Below are 15,358 nucleotides of genomic sequence, written 5' to 3'. Positions count from 1 at the left end.
TGGCAAGCGCCTCGATAGACGTGGTAGCTTTCTTCATGGTGTTGCTCTCCATTCAGGATTGAACACCCCGAGCCTACGGCTCGAGGAGAGCAACGCCAACCTCACTCCAATTTTCTACATTGAGCGGGACATCCCCCACGACCGATAGAAGCGCCGAACCGCAGTAAGTCAAAAAATCTTCTTGCAATCCGGGAGGCATCCACACACGCACGGTCTCATGACTGACTTCGATCCCCCGCTAGTGCAGCAGATCCTCGACGTTCCGAAGAGAAAGCGGGTACCGAACGTACAACCGAGCGGGACACAATCTCGACCGCACCCCGCAGCACGTAACTCGCATGGACGCCGGGAAACCGGCCCTTGTGCGATTCGTGACGGGTTTCGATGTCGAGGCCATGCCGGCGCTTCAAGTTGAAGACATGTCCGCTCCACCGCGGTCCAGGGTTGTCGATTGGGGTGACACCCTTCGGGCCTCCCATTGCAAGTTCCAGCAAGGCCCAGGCATCGCGGCCCCTGACGGCAAAGGCCGCACCATCCGGCAAGCGACGGGCGATGACGGTAAGCTTAGGCGGCCTCCGCCTTGTCGCTGATGCGGTGCGCCAGCGCATGTTCGCAAGTCTCATGCGGGAATGAGGTCTGCTCCGAGGCCCAATCCCGGAAGGTCGAACGGAAGCCGTGAACCGTGATGCTGTCGCGCTTCATCCTCCGCAACTGCATGGTCATCGCCATGCAGGATAAAGGCTTGCCTTTCGCGGTGCCCGGAAACACGAACGGGCTCTGCTCAAGGCACGAGATACCCTTGAGAAGGTCAACCGCACGCTCCGTGAGCGGAATGCGATGGGCATGGCCTGCCTTCATGCGATGGGCGGGAATAATCCAGATGGCCTTGTCGAGGTCGAATTCAGTCCACTCCGCGTTGAGGACTTCACTGGAACGGGTTGCTGTCAGGATGCAAAGCTCCAGCGCCAGCGCTGCAGATGATTGCCGCGCCCGCAGTTCGGCCATGAAGGCGGGAAGGCCATCATAAGCCAATGCCGCATGATGGCCTCTGGTGAGCTTCTGTCGGGCCGGAAGAAGGCTCTTGAGATGGCCTCGCCATGTGGCAGGGTTCGGCCCGTCCCGATACCCCAAGGCCCGCGCGGCATCCAAGATGTTCTCGATGCGCCCGCGCAGCCGGGATGCGGTTTCCGGGACTTCATGCCAGATAGGCTTGAGGACACTCAAAATGGCCTCTGTGTCGATTTCGTTGACGGGCTTTGCGCGGATGGCTCTGCAATAGGCATCGCTGAGGGTGAGTTCCCATTGGGCGATATGCTTGGCATTCTTGAAGCCGGGCCTATGGCTCTTGAGATAGTCATCTGCGAAAGTCCCGAACGTCGGAATTGTGCGCCCAGCTTTTTCTGCCGCCTTCCGAGCTTCCAGAGGGTCGGCCCCGGCTGAAAGCAGCTTCCGGGCTTCTAACGCCTTCTCGCGGGCTTCTGCCAGCGAAACCTGTCCGCGCGCCGCGCCGCCAAGGCCCATCTCACGCCGCAGAGGCTTGCCATCTGCCGTCTTTCCGAAACGATAGAAGAACGTCCAACGCTTGCCGCCATTGGGCGAAATGAAAAGATAAAGGTTGTTGCCATCGGCATGGCGGCCCGGCTTCGTGAGAGTTTCTACCTTACGGGCATTGAGCTTTCCGGCCATCACAGCATCTCACTCTGTCCAACCACTGTCCTACCGATTATCCTACCAGAATCGGCGGATTGAGGCAAACCTGAACGGACGCTAAAGAACGCTAGCGAAGAACAGGCCTATACGGATTGGCTTTATCGCGAACGCTCACAACGATGCGTGAACCGTGATGGACGGTAGTTCGACGGACTTCCGGGACGCCATTTCTGCTTCATGAGTTGCGCTGGCGCATTGGGCGAGCAAGTGGAATCACTTGCGAAGCGAAAAATGCGTCAGTTTCAAAGCTTTCGAGCAACCGGCGGTCAGCCGCCAGAACGTTGGTGACGGCGATGACCGCCGGCGGGTTCTGCCTGAACTTGGCAAGCGTCGGGGCCTATTCCGAGATCGGCATGCTCACCGTTTCAAGGGGCGTGATCTCCCAGCCAATGTTCGCAGGTCTTCTTCTTGATGGCATTGGTGATGTTGGCGGCAGAGACGCCAACCGGGAGGATCACCGCCATCTTGTTGTTGGCGCGCTTGCAGGAGCCTGTCTCTTCAAGCTGCTGCACGAACTTGAAGAAGCCCGGGCCATACCAGTTCGCCTCGGAAAGGTCCGAAGCAGCATGCGAGGTCTGACTTGATGAGGATGTCGTCCCCGATCGTCGTGTCGTAATGGACATAGAGCAACTGGCGGTCAGCGGCACTGCCGCCGGGCGCTGCCGCAACTTTGAGGAAATTGCGGCGGCCCGGAATGATGTTCGGAGTTGAAAGCGTCTTGCCCGTCGTCACTCTCCCTCGCGTGTTATGGAGAGTTGTTTAATTGATATTGCCGACCAGCTTTGCAGCCTGTTCGATCAGTTGCGCCTGGTGCGGCTGCACGTCCATCTGGCCCCAGTTTGCCATCAAGGGCGCCCACGGGTCTTCCACATGTGTGCGGATGCCGGAAAGCTCCTCCATCACGGCGAGCCCGCAATAGGGAACATACATCGAGGAATATCCACCCTCGTGCGACATGACGAGCCTGCCGCCGCAGAGATCATCCGCCGCCTTCATCAGAAGACGCGTCATCTTGCGGTAGCCTTCCGAACTGACCATCATGCGCCCCAATGGATCGACGCCCGAGGCATCGAAGCCAGAGGGCACGACGATCAGCTCAGGCTTGAACTTGTAGAGCGCGGGAATGACGACGCGCTCAAAGGCCGCGACATAGGCGCCATCGCCGCAGCCGGGCGGCAGGGGAACGTTGAGGTTATAGCCCTTGCCCGCACCCTCGCCATTCTCCGCCAATCCGCCGGAGTCTGCCGGAAACAGATTGTCCTGATGCAGCGAGATCGTCAGCGTCGATGGGTCGGAATAGAAGCCGGACTGCGTGCCGTTGCCGTGGTGCACATCCCAGTCAACGGTCGCGACCTTTCCCAGCTTGTGTACGGCGCGCGCATGCATGATGGCGATGACGACATTGCCGAAGAGGCAGAAGCCCATGCCGACATCCGCCGTCGCGTGATGGCCCGGCGGGCGCACCAGCGCATAGGCATTCTTCACCTTGCCTGTAATGACGGCGTCGAAGGCTTCCATCGTTCCGCCGGCTGAAAGCTGTGCGATCTCGAAGCTTCCTTTGCCGAACGGTGTCAGGATGCTGGCATCGCCGCCATTCTCGGCACTCATGGACTTGATGTGGGCAATATGCTCGCGCGTATGGAAGCGCGCGATCTCGTCCTCGGTCGCGTAACGCGGCTTGATCTGGACCAATTGCTCATAGAGCCCGGAGACTTCCAGCAGATTGCGGAAGCGCCGCTTTGTCTCGGGATTTTCGGCATGTTCGCCCGGTTGCACCGTGAGGCTGGGCGGAAAGATCTGCGCCCAGTTCCAGGTGTTGTGCCACATGTAGAGTTCGTGCCAGACAAAACCTGTCGCCATCGTCGTCCCCTCATCATCTGATCAGCAGCGGAAAGGCTATGCCATGTCGTAGGTTAGGTCGAGTGCCCTTGCTGACTTGTCGGCTATGCAGCCCGTGAGGCTCAGCCAAGGCTGCCAAGATCATCATCAGTTCGCACTTGAAATGCCGCGGCCGCCCACAATCGTATTCACGATGTTGGGTTTCGAGGCAGTGTAGACGATGCGGGCCAGGATGTCCTCATGCGGCAGATCATCGCCCATGAGCCGTATGGTCCCGGCCCGGGTTGCCGTATCGACCACGATGGCATCGAAATGCCGGCCAGGTGCAAAGGTGCCCGTCTCGATGTCGAGTGCCGCGGCCCCGCCAGCGGTTGCGAGGTGGAAGGCCGTTTGCCAGTCGACACGAGAGCCGGGTTTATGGCGGTTTGCTGCAGCCATGTCTGGATCAACACCGTCCTCAAGCATGCGGGAAGAAGCCACGCACATACGCATGTTGTCGAAGAGTGACGCGCTGGGGCCGCCAGAAATATCGGTGCCCAGCCCGACATGCACCCGCTTTTCCAATGCGGCCCTCAAGGGAAACACGGCATTGGAGAAATACGCATTCGAGAGCGGACAGTGCGCGACACCCGAACCCCGCTCATGCAACAGGTCCATGTCATCGCCCGAGATGAAATTCGAATGCGCCAGCACCGTGCGGCGCGTGAGCAACCCGAAAGAGTCGAGGCTTGCCGCATCGGTGCAGCCGTGCCGTGCGAGAACATACCCATGTTCCCAGTCACTCTCCGAGCAATGCGTCTGCACATGGCAGCCCGTCTCGCGCGCAAGATCTCCCAACCCCTTCAGGGCAGCGTCAGTGCAACTTGGGATAAAGCGCGGCGTGATGACAGGCTTCACACGGCCATCCATGTTTTCGGGATGCGTGCGAACGTATTCGATGAGCGAACGTGTCTCCGCGATGGCAGTCTCAGCTGAAGCGTCCCGATAATAATCTGGGCAAGCCCACGGATCGTCCATCACCACCTTGCCAACCAGCGCGCGGAGCCCCTTGGCAATGGCGAGGTCGGCAAGCAGACGCGTCGCTTCCTGATGGACAGTGGCGAACATCAGCGCCGTCGTCGTGCCGTTCGCGGCGAGGTCATCGATCAGCGCGCTGTAGGATTGCCGGGCGAAGTCGAGGTCGGCATAGCGCGCCTCGAGCGGGAACGTGTACTTGTGCAGCCACACTTCCAGCGGCGCATCGAGCGCCACGCCAAGCTGCGGATATTGCGGGGCATGGATGTGCAGATCGACAAGGCCGGGAAGCACATATGAGCCGTTGGCGATCTCGATCAGCGTATGGCTGGCCGCCGCGTCCCTGCACAGGGCCCCATGGCGAGGGTCATCGGCGCGAACCACATCTGCAATCCGCCCATCGCCGCCAACGGTGACGAGCGCATCGCCAAGCGTCTCGAACTCTCCGCAGCGCGGCGCGTGGAAGAACGTGCCACGAATGGTCTTGCCGCGGACATCCATCTGTCGCTCCATCACAAGTGATCACGCCGGACCGCTCAGGTCCGGCGTGATCGAAACGTCGTTTGCACTTACTGCGGAATGCGCGTCTCGACGCCCTTCACCAGCCAGTTGATCGAGGCCATGTCGCCATCGGCGATGGCAACGCCGGCCGCCAGCTTCTCGGTGCCATCCTGGTCCATCACGGGCCCCGTCAAAGGATGGAACGTGCCCGCCGTGATCGCCGCGATCGCGTCGTCCGTCACCTTCTTCTGCTCAGGTGTCAGGTCGGGCGTAAGAGATGCCGCATGCACGGCGCCGTCCTTCATGCCGCCCCAATAGGACGTTCCCTTGAAGCTGCCCGCCAGGACCTGTGCCGCGACGTCGATGAAATGCGGGCTCCAGTCGATGCCCATGCCCATGAGATACTTCTTGGGCGCGTATTTCTTCATGTCGGAGGACGTGCTGATCGAATAGACGCCAAGCTCCTCCGCCAGCGCCACCACTTCCGGCGTGTCCTGGTAGAGCGAGAACAGCACGTCTGCCTTCGCCGCGACGAGCGAGCGCGCCGCTTCCTGGCTCTTGTTCGGGTCGAACCATGAATTGAGCCACACGATCTTGACCGTGATTTCCGGATTGGTCTTCTGCGCGCCAAGCGTGAAGGCGTTGATGATGCCGATCACTTCCGGGATCGGATAGGCGGCGACAACGCCAAGGATGTTCGACGTCGTGACATAACCTGCCGCAAGACCGGCGATATAGGATGTCTCGTAGTTGCGGGTCTGGAAGTTGCCGAAATTGGCGTCGAGCTTGTAGCCGCTGGCATTGATGATAGCCACGTCAGGATATTGCTTGGCCAGCTTCAACCCGTCGTTCATGTAGCCGAACGAGCCGATCATCAGCAGCTTCGCGCCGTCGGCGATCATCTGGTTCATGGTGCGGGCGGCGTCCGGGCCCTCCGGAATATTCTCGGCGGTGACGGCCTCGACCTTGTCGCCAAACTTCTCGACGATCTTCTTGCGGCCTTCATCGAGTTCATGCGCCCAGCCTACATCGCCTACAGGCGAGGGATAGATGAAGCCCATCTTCACCTTGCCCTCGGCGCGAGCAGCGTTAGCGGTGGCTGCAAGCGCCACGGCCGAAGCGGTCAAGGCCAGAAGTTCTCTGCGTGTCGTCATCTCTGCCATTCCTCCTGATGGATTAGCTTTCGTTTCTGTAGGTCTGCCCCAGCGCCATCGGCCGGCTCAGCCGCAAGCGGTACTGATCGCGGGAAATAAACGCCAGAAGCAGGATGGTCACAAGATAGGGCGAGGCGGAAAGCAGTTGCGATGGCAATTTGACGCCATGGCTCTGCAGCGATAGCTCAAGCAGCGAGATGCCTCCGAAGAGATAGGCGCCGAGCGCCACGCGGAACGGCAGCCACGAGCCGAAGACCACCAGCGCCACCGCGATCCACCCACGCCCCGAAATGAGGCCTTCCGCCCAGAGCGCGGTATAGGCCGTCGAGAGATAGGCCCCGCCGATGCCCGCCATGAAGCCTCCGAACCCAATGGCCCCGCAGCGCACAAGGCGCACGGGGATTCCATTCGAGGCCGCGGCCTGCGGGTTTTCTCCCACCGCGCGGATCATGCGGCCAAGCTGCGTGCGCTTCAGCACATAGGCGACGATGAAGATCATGGCGCAGGCGAGATAGACCATCACGTCATGATGGAAGAGAATAGGCCCCACGAGAACAACATCCGAGAGCCCCGGAATGTCGAGCTTCGGAATCTTCTCGATGGTGTTGCCCTCGAAGGGCTTGCCGATGAAGGCCGAGATGCCCAGCCCGAGGATGCCCACCGCCAGCCCAGCCGCCACCTGGTTGGCATAGAACACCAGCACAAGCGCTGCGAAGACCATGGAAAGCAGCCCCGCTGCAAGGCCGCCCCCAATGAAACCCAGCGCGTGTGAGCCCGAAAGCGTGGCGATGCCGAAGGCCGCCGCTGCACCCGTCGCCATCATGCCCTCGACCGACAGGTTGAGAACGCCAGCGCGCTCCGACACGGTCTCTCCAAGTGACGCAAAGAGAATGCTGGTGGCTGCCGCCAGCATGCCGCCAATGACGAAGACCAGCGTATCGATCATGCCGCCACCTTTACCGATTTACGCACGATGCGATGCGTGAACAGCAGCGAGGCTGCAAGATAGAACACCAGCAGCATGCCCTGCAAAATGGTGGCCGAGGCATTGGGAACACCCGCCGAGACGACCGCGAAGTCGCCCCCCACGTAGAGCAGCGCCATGAGAAGCGCCGCGAACACGATGCCGATGGGATTGAGCCCGCCCAGGAAGGCCACGATGATGGCGGCATAGCCATAGCCAGGCGACAGGTTCCGCTGCAGCATGCCGAGGGGCCCCGCCACTTCGCCAACGCCCGCGAGCCCCGCACAGGCACCGCCGATCAACAGGCTCAGCCAGATTGCGCGCGCCGAGGAATAACCCGCATAGCGCGCCGCATCGGGCGCCATGCCGCCGACGACGAGGCGGAAGCCGTGAATGGTGCGCGACATGAAGAACCACGCAAGAACCGTCGCCGCGAGCCCGACGAAGATCGACATGTTGGACCGCGTTCCGGGAATGAGCACGTCGAAGAGTGCGGCGCTGCCAAACACGATCGACTGTGGAAAGTTCATGCCCATCGGATCGCGCAATGGGCCGGTGACGAGATAGTAGAGTAGCTGCAGCGCCACGCTCGACAGCATGAAGCTCGTCAGGATTTCGCTCGCCGAGAATCGCACACGGAGGAAGGCCGCAATCCCCGCCCAGGCGGCGCCGGCTGCGGCACCGGCCAGCATCATGGCCGGCAGCAGGAACACCGAATTCGAAGTCTCGAAAATGATGGCGAGCGTGGCACCGGCGATGGCACCGACGATAAGCTGGCCTTCCGCGCCGATGTTCCACACGTTCGCCCGGTAGCCGATGGCAAGCCCTTGCGCGATGAGGATCAGGGGTCCTGCCTTGAGGATGATTTCGCCAATGCCGTTGAGGCTCGAGAGCGGCTGGATGAAGAACGAGTGGACGACTGCGGCGGGGGACTTGCCGATGAGCGAGAGGAGCAGCGTGCCGCAGATGAGCGTGAGCACCACGGCAATGAGCGGCACCACGATGGGAGCACTTCGGGAGCGCTCGGTGCGGGGAACCAGCGCGAGGTCAAGCATGGGCCGTCGCCCTCTCTTCGCCAGCGATAAAGCCGGTCATCGCGAGGCCGATGGCATTGCGGTCGAAGGGAGCCCGGTGCCCATCAGAAAGGCGTCCACGGAACATCACATGGATGCGGTCGGTGATTTCAAGCAACTCATCGAGATCATCGGAAACGACGAGAACGGCGGCACCCTTCTTGGCCAGATCGATGAGCTTCTGGCGGATGGCGGCGGTCGCCCCCACATCCACGCCCCATGTCGGCTGCGCCACGATGAGCAGCTTCGGATCAAGGGCCGTCTCGCGCCCCACGATGAACTTCTGCAGGTTGCCGCCAGAAAGGCTGCGCGCCAGCGCATCGGGCCCGCCGCAGCGGACGTCATAGGCGGCGATGATCGCGGAGGCGAGGTCCTTCACCTTGCTGAAACTGACCAGCCCCTTTGGCGCAAAGCTGCGGGCAGGTGCGGTAAGGAGCGCATTGTCGGCAAGGCTGAGCGAAGGAACGGCACCGCGCCCGAGCCTGTCCTCCGGAACGAAGGCCATGCCCCGCGCGCGCCGTCCACCCGCGCGAAGCGATCCGATCGCCTCGCCGCCGAGGCGTACCGCACCCGCTCCGGATGCACCGAGCCTCGTCTCGCCGGAAATCACCTTCACCAGTTCCGATTGGCCATTGCCGGAGACTCCCGCGATGCCGACGATCTCACCCGGAAACACCTCGAGCGACACATCCCGCAGCGCCACGGCAAAGGGATCGGGCGCTGGAAGATCGAGAGACTCGATCTTCAACGCAGGCGACGTGCCGAAGCCATGGCTGTCGCGCTTCGGCGCTGGAATGGCTGAACCCACCATCAGCCGCGCCAGTTCGCTTTCCGGCGTCACCGTCGGGTCGACGGTGGCGACAACGCGCCCTGCCCGCATGATGGTGGCGGTGTGGCAGAGTTCGCGGATCTCCTGCAGCTTGTGCGAAATGAACACGATGGCGCGGCCATCATCCGCCAGTTTGCGCAATGTCTGGAACAGTTTCGGAATGCCCGAGGGCGGCAGCACCGCCGTCGGCTCGTCCATGATGATGAGTTCGGGGTCTTGCAGCAGGCACCGGATGATCTCGACGCGCTGGCGCTCGCCCACCGACAGGTCATGCACCGGCTGCCCGGGATCGACCACCAGATCGAGCCTCTCGCCGAGATCGCGGATTTTCGCGGACAATTCTTTCAGCGGAAGCGGCAGCGCGAAGGAGATGTTCTCGGCAACCGTCATCGTCTCGAACAATGAAAAGTGTTGAAACACCATGCCGATGCCGAGTGCTCGGGCATGTGCCGGCCCGCGCGGCGCAACGGCTTCGCCCTTCCAGAGCATGGTGCCTGAATCGGGCTGCGTCACGCCGAAGATGATCTTCATCAGCGTCGACTTGCCGGCACCGTTCTCGCCGAGGATCGCGTGGATGTGGCCCTTGCGGAAGGCCACCGACACGCCGTCATTCGCAACGACTGAAGGGTAGGCCTTGGTGATGCCATCCAGCACCAGCAGTCCGTCATTCTGCAATGCCGCATGTTTCGGATGCTGCAACGGCACCGTCATCGCGTTCTGGTCGTCCCCCTAGCGTCTTCTTTTGAAGTGAGCATGTCGCAAAACCAGGTGGACAACAATCCCCTGCCCTTTACTATTCAACAGGATGAACAGGCGGAGTTTGCCTCAGATGACGGGAAAATGTGCAGATCAGGTGGTTCTCGACATGTGGCATGTCGTGGGCGCCGTTGAAGACATGGTCCCGGCCAAGGTGAAGCTCACGCAACTCCTTGGCGAGCCTGTGGCGCTGGCAAGGGACGGCAGCGGAAACATCCATGCCTGGCGCCCCGCCCCCGGCCTCCGCCACGGCCAGCGCTTCGAGCCTGAACTGGCAAGTTCGCCGCTCCCCGTGAAGCTCGCCTTCGGCTATGTATGGACATCACTCGGCACGCCGAAGCCCGATCTCTTCCCGATCCCGGAATATGCGGAACCGGACCGCCGCAACGTCCACTGCGCCACGTTCCAGGTCCATGTCTCTGCTCCACGCGCTGTGGAGAACTTTCTGGACATGGGGCACTTCCCCTTCGTCCACACCAACTATCTCGGCATCGAGGAGAAGCCCGAGGTCAAGGACTACACGGTGGAAATTTCAGCCGAGCGCGACGAGGTGCTGGCGACGAAGTGCAAGTTCTTCCAGCCCATGGCGGCACTCTCGGCCACTGGCGGCATGGAGGTCGAATACATCTACCGCGTGCCTCACCCCTATTGCGCCATTCTCTACAAGTCCTGCCCCGCCGACGAGACACGGCTCGATGTCATCACCATCTTCCTGCAGCCGCTCGACGAGGAACATGTGGCCGCCAATCTCCTGATGTCGATCGTCGACCATGACAGCACCGACACCGCCATCAAGGCCTTCCAGCAGAAGATCTTCGGTCAGGACAAGCCGATCCTCGAGAACCAGATCCCCAAGCGCCTGCCGCTCGACCCGCGTGCCGAGATGCCGGTGCGTGCCGACAAGTCTTCGATTTCCTATCGCCGCTGGCTGACCGGGAAGGGCATCACCTACGGCACCATTCCCGCCGCCGACGCCACCGCCGCATGAGTCTTGCCTCCGCTATGACCGACGCCTCGCTTGAAACACGCTGGTTCCCCATCGCTGCCAGCCATGATCTGCCGCTTCGCCACGTCTATCACGCACAACTGCTCGGACAGGAGTTTGCCGTGTGGCGGGCCGACGATGGTTTCGTCAACGTGTGGGAGAACCGCTGCCTGCATCGCGGCGTGCGCCTGTCGCTCGGGCACAATCTGGGCGACCAGTTGAAGTGCCAGTATCACGGCTGGCTCTATTCCAATCGCACCTCGAATTGCACCTATATCCCGGCTCACCCTGAGAACGCGCCTGCCCGCCTCATCTGCAACCAGGTGTATCCGTCGGTCGAGCGCCATGGCTTGATATGGTCGTCCGTGAACGGAACAGATGCGCCACAATCCCTGGCAGCAGGTGATGTGGCGGAAGGTGTTGTCCTCCGCAGCATTCCGGTGAGCGAGCCCGCGGATACTGTTGTTGAAGCCCTGTCCACGCAAGGAGATGTCCCGCTGAAGCGCGTCGCGGATTTCGAACTTGCGGGCAATGGTGTTTCGGTCTTCGTGCAGCCGGTGGATGAAGGCCGCGCGATCATCAGGGGGACGGCCTCTCTGGCGGGCGAAGACAAGATCTCCTTTCTACGGTTTCACAACGACTGGATGACGAGGCTTCGCGACAGGCTCGAAGCGAAGGCCGGAGCCGCCGCATGATCACGCTCTATGACTACGAACTCTCCGGCAATTGCTACAAGGTCCGCCTGCTGCTCTCCATGCTGGGCGTGCCCTATACCTCGCATCTCGTCGATTTCTATCCGGGCCGTGAACACAAGAGCGACTGGTTCCTGAAGCTCAATCCGCTGGGCCAGATCCCTGTCATCGACGATGAAGGTTATGTGCTGCGGGACGCGCAGGCGATCCTCGTCTATCTCGCAGCGAAATTTGACGGCACCGGAAAGTGGTATCCGAAAGACGATGCGGGAGCCCTTGGCCGCATCGCGCAGTGGCTCTCCTTCGCGGATGCCATTACATCCACCGCTTCTGCGGCACGGCTGCATGACGGCCTGTTCTACCACGATGTGGACATCGCGGCCTGCCGCGCCGGCGCGCATCGCCAGTTTCGCATTCTGGACGAACACCTGTGGTTCGCCGAACAGGATGGGCAGGACTGGATCTGCTCGACGGGACACCCGACGATCGCCGACATCGCCTGCTTTCCATACATCATGTTGAGCGAGGAAGGCGGCATCTCGCGGCAGGATTATCCGGCCATCCGCCGCTGGTGCGACCGCTTCCGCCGCATTCGCGGCTTCAACGTCATGCCCGGCGTATTCCCCGCCAGCCCGGCGCGCTGATTGCCGGGCGCTTGTGCCGGAACACGGCGCCTCCCATATCAACGCCGGAACAGACACTGTTGATCGTGACCAAGGAGGCAATGATGAGATTTCCGAGGCTGACTCTGACCGCTGCGGCCATCACGTTTTTCGCGCTCCCGGCCGAACTCGCCTGGAGCCGGTCCGCCGCCGATCAGGCCCTCTATGAGAAAGCTGTCAGGGCCTGCAACGGCCCGCAGTATCCGAATGGTGCCCGGCCCATCATCAACTACTCCGGTGGCTGGTTCCGCTGCCAGGAACCGCGCGCGAGCCATCGATAGCGCCTTCATGCGGCCTTGCAGCACTGAACTCCGGAACTTAGGCCTGCGGAATGAGGCCTTGGGGGACCTCCCCCATGACCATCAGCTGGGCCAGAAACCCGGTGAGCGTGACCGCCGGGACGACCAGTGGCAGTCGTTCGGACGGAAAGTTCCCGGCGCCCGCAACGCAGGTGAGGCGCAGATCCGGCAGGTCGTGGACGGGATGCCAGGAGCCCGCATCGAATTCCACCTGGCCGCCGTCGAGGGCGTTGAACAGAAGCGAGATGTTGCAGCAATGCACGCTGCTGCCAGGCGCGAGGTCTTCGCCACGGCCAGGGCCGAAGCGGCGCAGCCGGCGGATGGAACTGATGTCCTGCATTGTCCAGCCCACGGCGGGCGAAAGCTCAAGGCCGAAGATGGGCAAGCAGAGAAACGGCTCATGGGCCACATGTGCTGACTTGTTGTGAAGCGATATCCGCACCGAGAAGGTGCCGCTGTTGCTGTCGATGGCGTGGCGGTCATAGGTGATGGAAACCGACGGCTGCAGAGTGTCGCTGTGCGCCTGGGCGGGACACTGGCTGGACGACAGCAGAACCGTGGCGGCCCGCTGGCCGCCTGCCATCAACGGACGGACATGCATTCCGCTGCGCGTTCCGCCATGGGCTTCCGCGCGGTGCAGGTTCAGGTCGATGGCGTTCATGGCTGTCATGTCTGCTCCTGACTGCACCATAGCGGTTGAGCTTCACTGGCCTGTTAAGAAGCACGGTTGCAGAACACCTCCCGCTCGCCATGAAATTGCGGGGTGCAGGGTAAGAATGCATTTGGGATTGGGGCGGCCTTGATCCGGCATTCCGGCCTTGCCTGATCCCGGCTTGTCTCCTAACAAGCCATCTCTCACCAACAGGATGGCATCAATGGCAAAGCGCATCGTCTTCACGGGTGGCTCGGGCAAGGCAGGCAAGCATGTCGTGCCCTGGCTCAAGGCCAAGGGTTACGAGATCCTCAACGTCGACCTGAAGCCGCTCGACTGTCCGGGTGTCAACACGCTCATCACCGACGTCACGGATTCAGGTCAGGTCTTCAACGCGCTGTCCATGCATTTCGGCTTCGAAGGCTATGACAAGGGCCAGGTGCCCGGTCCGCTCGACGCTGTCGTTCACTTTGCCGCCGTGCCGCGCGTGCTGATCAACCCGGACAACACCACGTTCGCGGTCAACACCATTTCTACCTACAACGTCATCGAAGCGGCAATGAAGCTGGGCATCCGCAAGGTCATCATCGCATCCAGCGAGACGACCTATGGCGTGTGCTTTGCAGAAGGTGACAAGGACTACCATCACTTCCCGCTGGACGAAGACTACGACAGCGACCCGATGGACTCGTACGGTCTCTCCAAAGTCCTGAACGAGAAGACGGCGCGCGCCTTCGCCATGCGCTACGGCGCCGACATCTATGCGCTCCGCATCGGCAACGTTATCGAACCCCACGAGTATTCCATGTTCAAGGGCTTTCTCGATAAGCCGATGACACGCAAGCGCAATGCCTGGAGCTATATCGACGCCCGCGACCTAGGGCAGATCTGCCATCTCTGCATCGAGAAGGACGGCTTGGGCTTCCAGGTCTTCAACGCGGTGAACGACACCATCACGACGAAGGAACCGACCGCCGAGTTCCTGAAGAAATACGTGCCCCATATCCCGCTGAAGCGCGAGATGAAGGGCAACGAGGCTCCACTCTCGAACCGGAAAATTCGTGAAGTGCTCGGCTTCAAGGAAGAACACGACTGGCGGAAGTACGTCTGAGCAGGTCTTGAGGGTCATGCCGCTTCCCTTCACGCCCTTGATCGAAACCCTGCCCTCCTCCGTGCCCTTCGTGGGCCCGGAGGCACTTGAACGCCGGACCGGCACGATGTTCCGTGTACGGATCGGCGCCAACGAGAGCGTATTCGGGCCGTCGCCGAAAGTGGTGACGGCCATGCAGCAGGCGGCAGCGGAGGTCTGGCAATATTGCGACCCAGAGAACCACGATCTGAAGGCGGCACTGGCAAAGCATCTTGGCGTCGGCCCCGAAAACGTCATGGTGGGAGAGGGCATCGACGGGCTCTTCGGATATGCCGTGCGCCTGTTTGTGGAGCCGGGCGTGACGGTTGCCACCTCGCTCGGTGCCTACCCCACGTTCAATTTCCATGTGCAGGGTTTCGGCGGCAGGCTCGTCACCATGCCTTACGTGAACGACCGCGAAGACCCTCAGTCGTTGCTCGATCTCGCCACGCGGGAGAAGGCGCGGCTCATTTATTTCGCCAACCCTGACAACCCGATGGGAAGCTGGTGGCCGGCAGCGTCGGTCGGGGATTTCATCGCACGATTGCCTGAAGGCGCGCTGCTGATGCTGGACGAGGCCTACGGCGAATTTTCACCCGAAGGCACCTTGCCGCCGCTGGATGTTTCAAATCCGAACGTGCTGCGCTTTCGCACCTTTTCGAAGGCCTATGGCATGGCCGGGATGCGGCTCGGCTATTGCGTGGGCCATGCCAGCCTCATCACCGCCTTCGACAAGATCCGCAATCATTTCGGTGTCACCCGCATGGGCCAGGCCGCAGGTGTCGCCGCGCTGGAAGATCAGACTCACCTGCGGAACGTGGTCACGAAGGTCGCCGCAGCCCGCGACGAGATTTCGGGAATTGCCCGCGGCAATGGCCTTGTCCCGCTTGCCTCCGCCGCCAACTTCGTCACCATCGACTGCGGCCGCGATGGCGCCTATGCGAAACGCGTGCTGGATGCGCTGGTGGCGGCAGGCGTCTTCGTCCGCATGCCCGGCGTGGCTCCGCTGAATCGCTGCATCCGCGTGACGGCGGGAACAGCGGCGGATCTGGCGATCTTCGCGGACGAATTGCCGAAGGCCTTGAAGGCGGCGGGGTGA

The 15,358-nt window shown here is 61.7% G+C and carries 17 protein-coding genes; 6 read left to right on the top strand and 11 right to left on the bottom strand.

Translation table 11 applies throughout. The features are described 5' to 3' along the window. Window positions 1–215 precede the first annotated feature (215 nt). The 10 genes from ACEW8Q_RS01225 to ACEW8Q_RS01180 all read right to left on the bottom strand — a co-directional run bounded on the left by ACEW8Q_RS01225 (window position 216) and on the right by ACEW8Q_RS01180 (window position 9,795). Window positions 216–608 carry a hypothetical protein gene (locus ACEW8Q_RS01225; RefSeq protein ID WP_373502231.1) on the bottom strand — a complete coding sequence of 131 codons (393 nt, stop codon included), beginning with the start codon at window positions 606–608 and terminating at the stop codon, window positions 216–218. After that, window positions 565–1,686: a tyrosine-type recombinase/integrase gene (locus tag ACEW8Q_RS01220; RefSeq protein ID WP_373502230.1), complete on the bottom strand. Its 1,122-nt coding sequence runs from the start codon at window positions 1,684–1,686 to the stop codon at window positions 565–567. Before ACEW8Q_RS01220 ends, ACEW8Q_RS01225 begins: the two co-directional genes overlap by 44 nt. Before the next feature lie 389 nt (window positions 1,687–2,075). Then, window positions 2,076–2,222, bottom strand: a complete 147-nt coding sequence (locus ACEW8Q_RS01215) for a hypothetical protein (protein ID WP_373502229.1) — start codon at window positions 2,220–2,222, stop codon at window positions 2,076–2,078. Further along, the gene (locus ACEW8Q_RS01210) at window positions 2,209–2,442 is read right to left on the bottom strand and encodes a hypothetical protein (protein WP_373502228.1); all 234 of its coding nucleotides are present in this window, start codon (window positions 2,440–2,442) and stop codon (window positions 2,209–2,211) included. The genes ACEW8Q_RS01215 and ACEW8Q_RS01210 overlap by 14 nt, the downstream gene beginning before the upstream one ends. Before the next feature lie 27 nt (window positions 2,443–2,469). Next, on the bottom strand, window positions 2,470–3,570 hold the full coding sequence (locus ACEW8Q_RS01205) for a class II histone deacetylase (RefSeq protein ID WP_373502227.1): 1,101 nt from the start codon (window positions 3,568–3,570) through the stop codon (window positions 2,470–2,472). A 126-nt stretch (window positions 3,571–3,696) separates the two neighbouring features. Then, window positions 3,697–5,064, bottom strand: a complete 1,368-nt coding sequence (gene guaD / locus ACEW8Q_RS01200) for a guanine deaminase (RefSeq protein WP_373502226.1) — start codon at window positions 5,062–5,064, stop codon at window positions 3,697–3,699. A gap of 68 nt (window positions 5,065–5,132) precedes the next feature. Continuing rightward, entirely contained in the window at window positions 5,133–6,218 is a 1,086-nt protein-coding gene (locus ACEW8Q_RS01195) for a BMP family ABC transporter substrate-binding protein (RefSeq protein WP_373502225.1), read from the bottom strand. A gap of 22 nt (window positions 6,219–6,240) precedes the next feature. Beyond that, complete coding sequence (locus tag ACEW8Q_RS01190) at window positions 6,241–7,161, bottom strand: ABC transporter permease (RefSeq protein ID WP_373502232.1); 921 nt, start codon at window positions 7,159–7,161, stop codon at window positions 6,241–6,243. Then, a complete protein-coding gene (locus ACEW8Q_RS01185; protein ID WP_373502224.1) occupies window positions 7,161–8,237 on the bottom strand; it encodes an ABC transporter permease in 1,077 nt (358 codons plus the stop codon). Before ACEW8Q_RS01185 ends, ACEW8Q_RS01190 begins: the two co-directional genes overlap by 1 nt. After that, the gene (locus tag ACEW8Q_RS01180; RefSeq protein ID WP_373502223.1) at window positions 8,230–9,795 is read right to left on the bottom strand and encodes an ABC transporter ATP-binding protein; all 1,566 of its coding nucleotides are present in this window, start codon (window positions 9,793–9,795) and stop codon (window positions 8,230–8,232) included. Before ACEW8Q_RS01180 ends, ACEW8Q_RS01185 begins: the two co-directional genes overlap by 8 nt. Before the next feature lie 118 nt (window positions 9,796–9,913). Between ACEW8Q_RS01180 and ACEW8Q_RS01175 the strand changes: the two genes are divergently transcribed. The 4 genes from ACEW8Q_RS01175 to ACEW8Q_RS01160 all read left to right on the top strand — a co-directional run bounded on the left by ACEW8Q_RS01175 (window position 9,914) and on the right by ACEW8Q_RS01160 (window position 12,460). Beyond that, window positions 9,914–10,828, top strand: a complete 915-nt coding sequence (locus ACEW8Q_RS01175) for an aromatic ring-hydroxylating dioxygenase subunit alpha (RefSeq protein ID WP_373502222.1) — start codon at window positions 9,914–9,916, stop codon at window positions 10,826–10,828. After that, window positions 10,825–11,520, top strand: coding sequence for a Rieske 2Fe-2S domain-containing protein (locus tag ACEW8Q_RS01170; RefSeq protein WP_373502221.1), 696 nt, complete (start codon window positions 10,825–10,827; stop codon window positions 11,518–11,520). The genes ACEW8Q_RS01175 and ACEW8Q_RS01170 overlap by 4 nt, the downstream gene beginning before the upstream one ends. Beyond that, window positions 11,517–12,161 carry a glutathione S-transferase family protein gene (locus ACEW8Q_RS01165; RefSeq protein ID WP_373502220.1) on the top strand — a complete coding sequence of 215 codons (645 nt, stop codon included), beginning with the start codon at window positions 11,517–11,519 and terminating at the stop codon, window positions 12,159–12,161. Before ACEW8Q_RS01170 ends, ACEW8Q_RS01165 begins: the two co-directional genes overlap by 4 nt. 80 nt (window positions 12,162–12,241) lie before the next feature. Beyond that, window positions 12,242–12,460 (top strand): hypothetical protein, encoded by a 219-nt coding sequence (locus tag ACEW8Q_RS01160; protein WP_373502219.1) that lies wholly within the window; start codon window positions 12,242–12,244, stop codon window positions 12,458–12,460. Window positions 12,461–12,497: 37 nt separating this feature from the next. Here ACEW8Q_RS01160 and ACEW8Q_RS01155 read toward each other — a convergent pair whose 3' ends face one another. Continuing rightward, window positions 12,498–13,148, bottom strand: a complete 651-nt coding sequence (locus ACEW8Q_RS01155) for a hypothetical protein (protein ID WP_373502218.1) — start codon at window positions 13,146–13,148, stop codon at window positions 12,498–12,500. 205 nt (window positions 13,149–13,353) lie between these two features. Here ACEW8Q_RS01155 and ACEW8Q_RS01150 point away from each other — a divergent pair, with 205 nt between their 5' ends. Continuing rightward, window positions 13,354–14,241 carry an NAD-dependent epimerase/dehydratase family protein gene (locus tag ACEW8Q_RS01150; RefSeq protein ID WP_373502217.1) on the top strand — a complete coding sequence of 296 codons (888 nt, stop codon included), beginning with the start codon at window positions 13,354–13,356 and terminating at the stop codon, window positions 14,239–14,241. Window positions 14,242–14,257: 16 nt separating this feature from the next. Beyond that, window positions 14,258–15,358, top strand: a complete 1,101-nt coding sequence (locus ACEW8Q_RS01145; RefSeq protein WP_373502216.1) for a pyridoxal phosphate-dependent aminotransferase — start codon at window positions 14,258–14,260, stop codon at window positions 15,356–15,358.

This window comes from Aestuariivirga sp. (genome assembly GCF_041738905.1).
Taxonomy (GTDB): Bacteria; Pseudomonadota; Alphaproteobacteria; order Rhizobiales; family Aestuariivirgaceae; genus Aestuariivirga.
Note: the sequence above shows the minus strand (reverse complement) of the source record. Positions and strands in the feature narration are given on the sequence as shown.

Excerpts from the sequence above, each read along its gene's own strand:
- ACEW8Q_RS01225 (WP_373502231.1), bottom strand. The coding sequence starts at position 608 with ATGCGCTGGCGCACCGCATCAGCGACAAGGCGGAGGCCGCCTAAGCTT.
- ACEW8Q_RS01220 (WP_373502230.1), bottom strand. The coding sequence starts at position 1,686 with ATGGCCGGAAAGCTCAATGCCCGTAAGGTAGAAACTCTCACGAAGCCG.
- ACEW8Q_RS01205 (WP_373502227.1), bottom strand. The coding sequence starts at position 3,570 with ATGGCGACAGGTTTTGTCTGGCACGAACTCTACATGTGGCACAACACC.
- guaD (WP_373502226.1), bottom strand. The coding sequence starts at position 5,064 with ATGGATGTCCGCGGCAAGACCATTCGTGGCACGTTCTTCCACGCGCCG.
- ACEW8Q_RS01195 (WP_373502225.1), bottom strand. The coding sequence starts at position 6,218 with ATGACGACACGCAGAGAACTTCTGGCCTTGACCGCTTCGGCCGTGGCG.
- ACEW8Q_RS01185 (WP_373502224.1), bottom strand. The coding sequence starts at position 8,237 with ATGCTTGACCTCGCGCTGGTTCCCCGCACCGAGCGCTCCCGAAGTGCT.
- ACEW8Q_RS01180 (WP_373502223.1), bottom strand. The coding sequence starts at position 9,795 with ATGACGGTGCCGTTGCAGCATCCGAAACATGCGGCATTGCAGAATGAC.
- ACEW8Q_RS01175 (WP_373502222.1), top strand. The coding sequence starts at position 9,914 with ATGACGGGAAAATGTGCAGATCAGGTGGTTCTCGACATGTGGCATGTC.
- ACEW8Q_RS01170 (WP_373502221.1), top strand. The coding sequence starts at position 10,825 with ATGAGTCTTGCCTCCGCTATGACCGACGCCTCGCTTGAAACACGCTGG.
- ACEW8Q_RS01165 (WP_373502220.1), top strand. The coding sequence starts at position 11,517 with ATGATCACGCTCTATGACTACGAACTCTCCGGCAATTGCTACAAGGTC.
- ACEW8Q_RS01160 (WP_373502219.1), top strand. The coding sequence starts at position 12,242 with ATGATGAGATTTCCGAGGCTGACTCTGACCGCTGCGGCCATCACGTTT.
- ACEW8Q_RS01155 (WP_373502218.1), bottom strand. The coding sequence starts at position 13,148 with ATGACAGCCATGAACGCCATCGACCTGAACCTGCACCGCGCGGAAGCC.
- ACEW8Q_RS01150 (WP_373502217.1), top strand. The coding sequence starts at position 13,354 with ATGGCAAAGCGCATCGTCTTCACGGGTGGCTCGGGCAAGGCAGGCAAG.
- ACEW8Q_RS01145 (WP_373502216.1), top strand. The coding sequence starts at position 14,258 with ATGCCGCTTCCCTTCACGCCCTTGATCGAAACCCTGCCCTCCTCCGTG.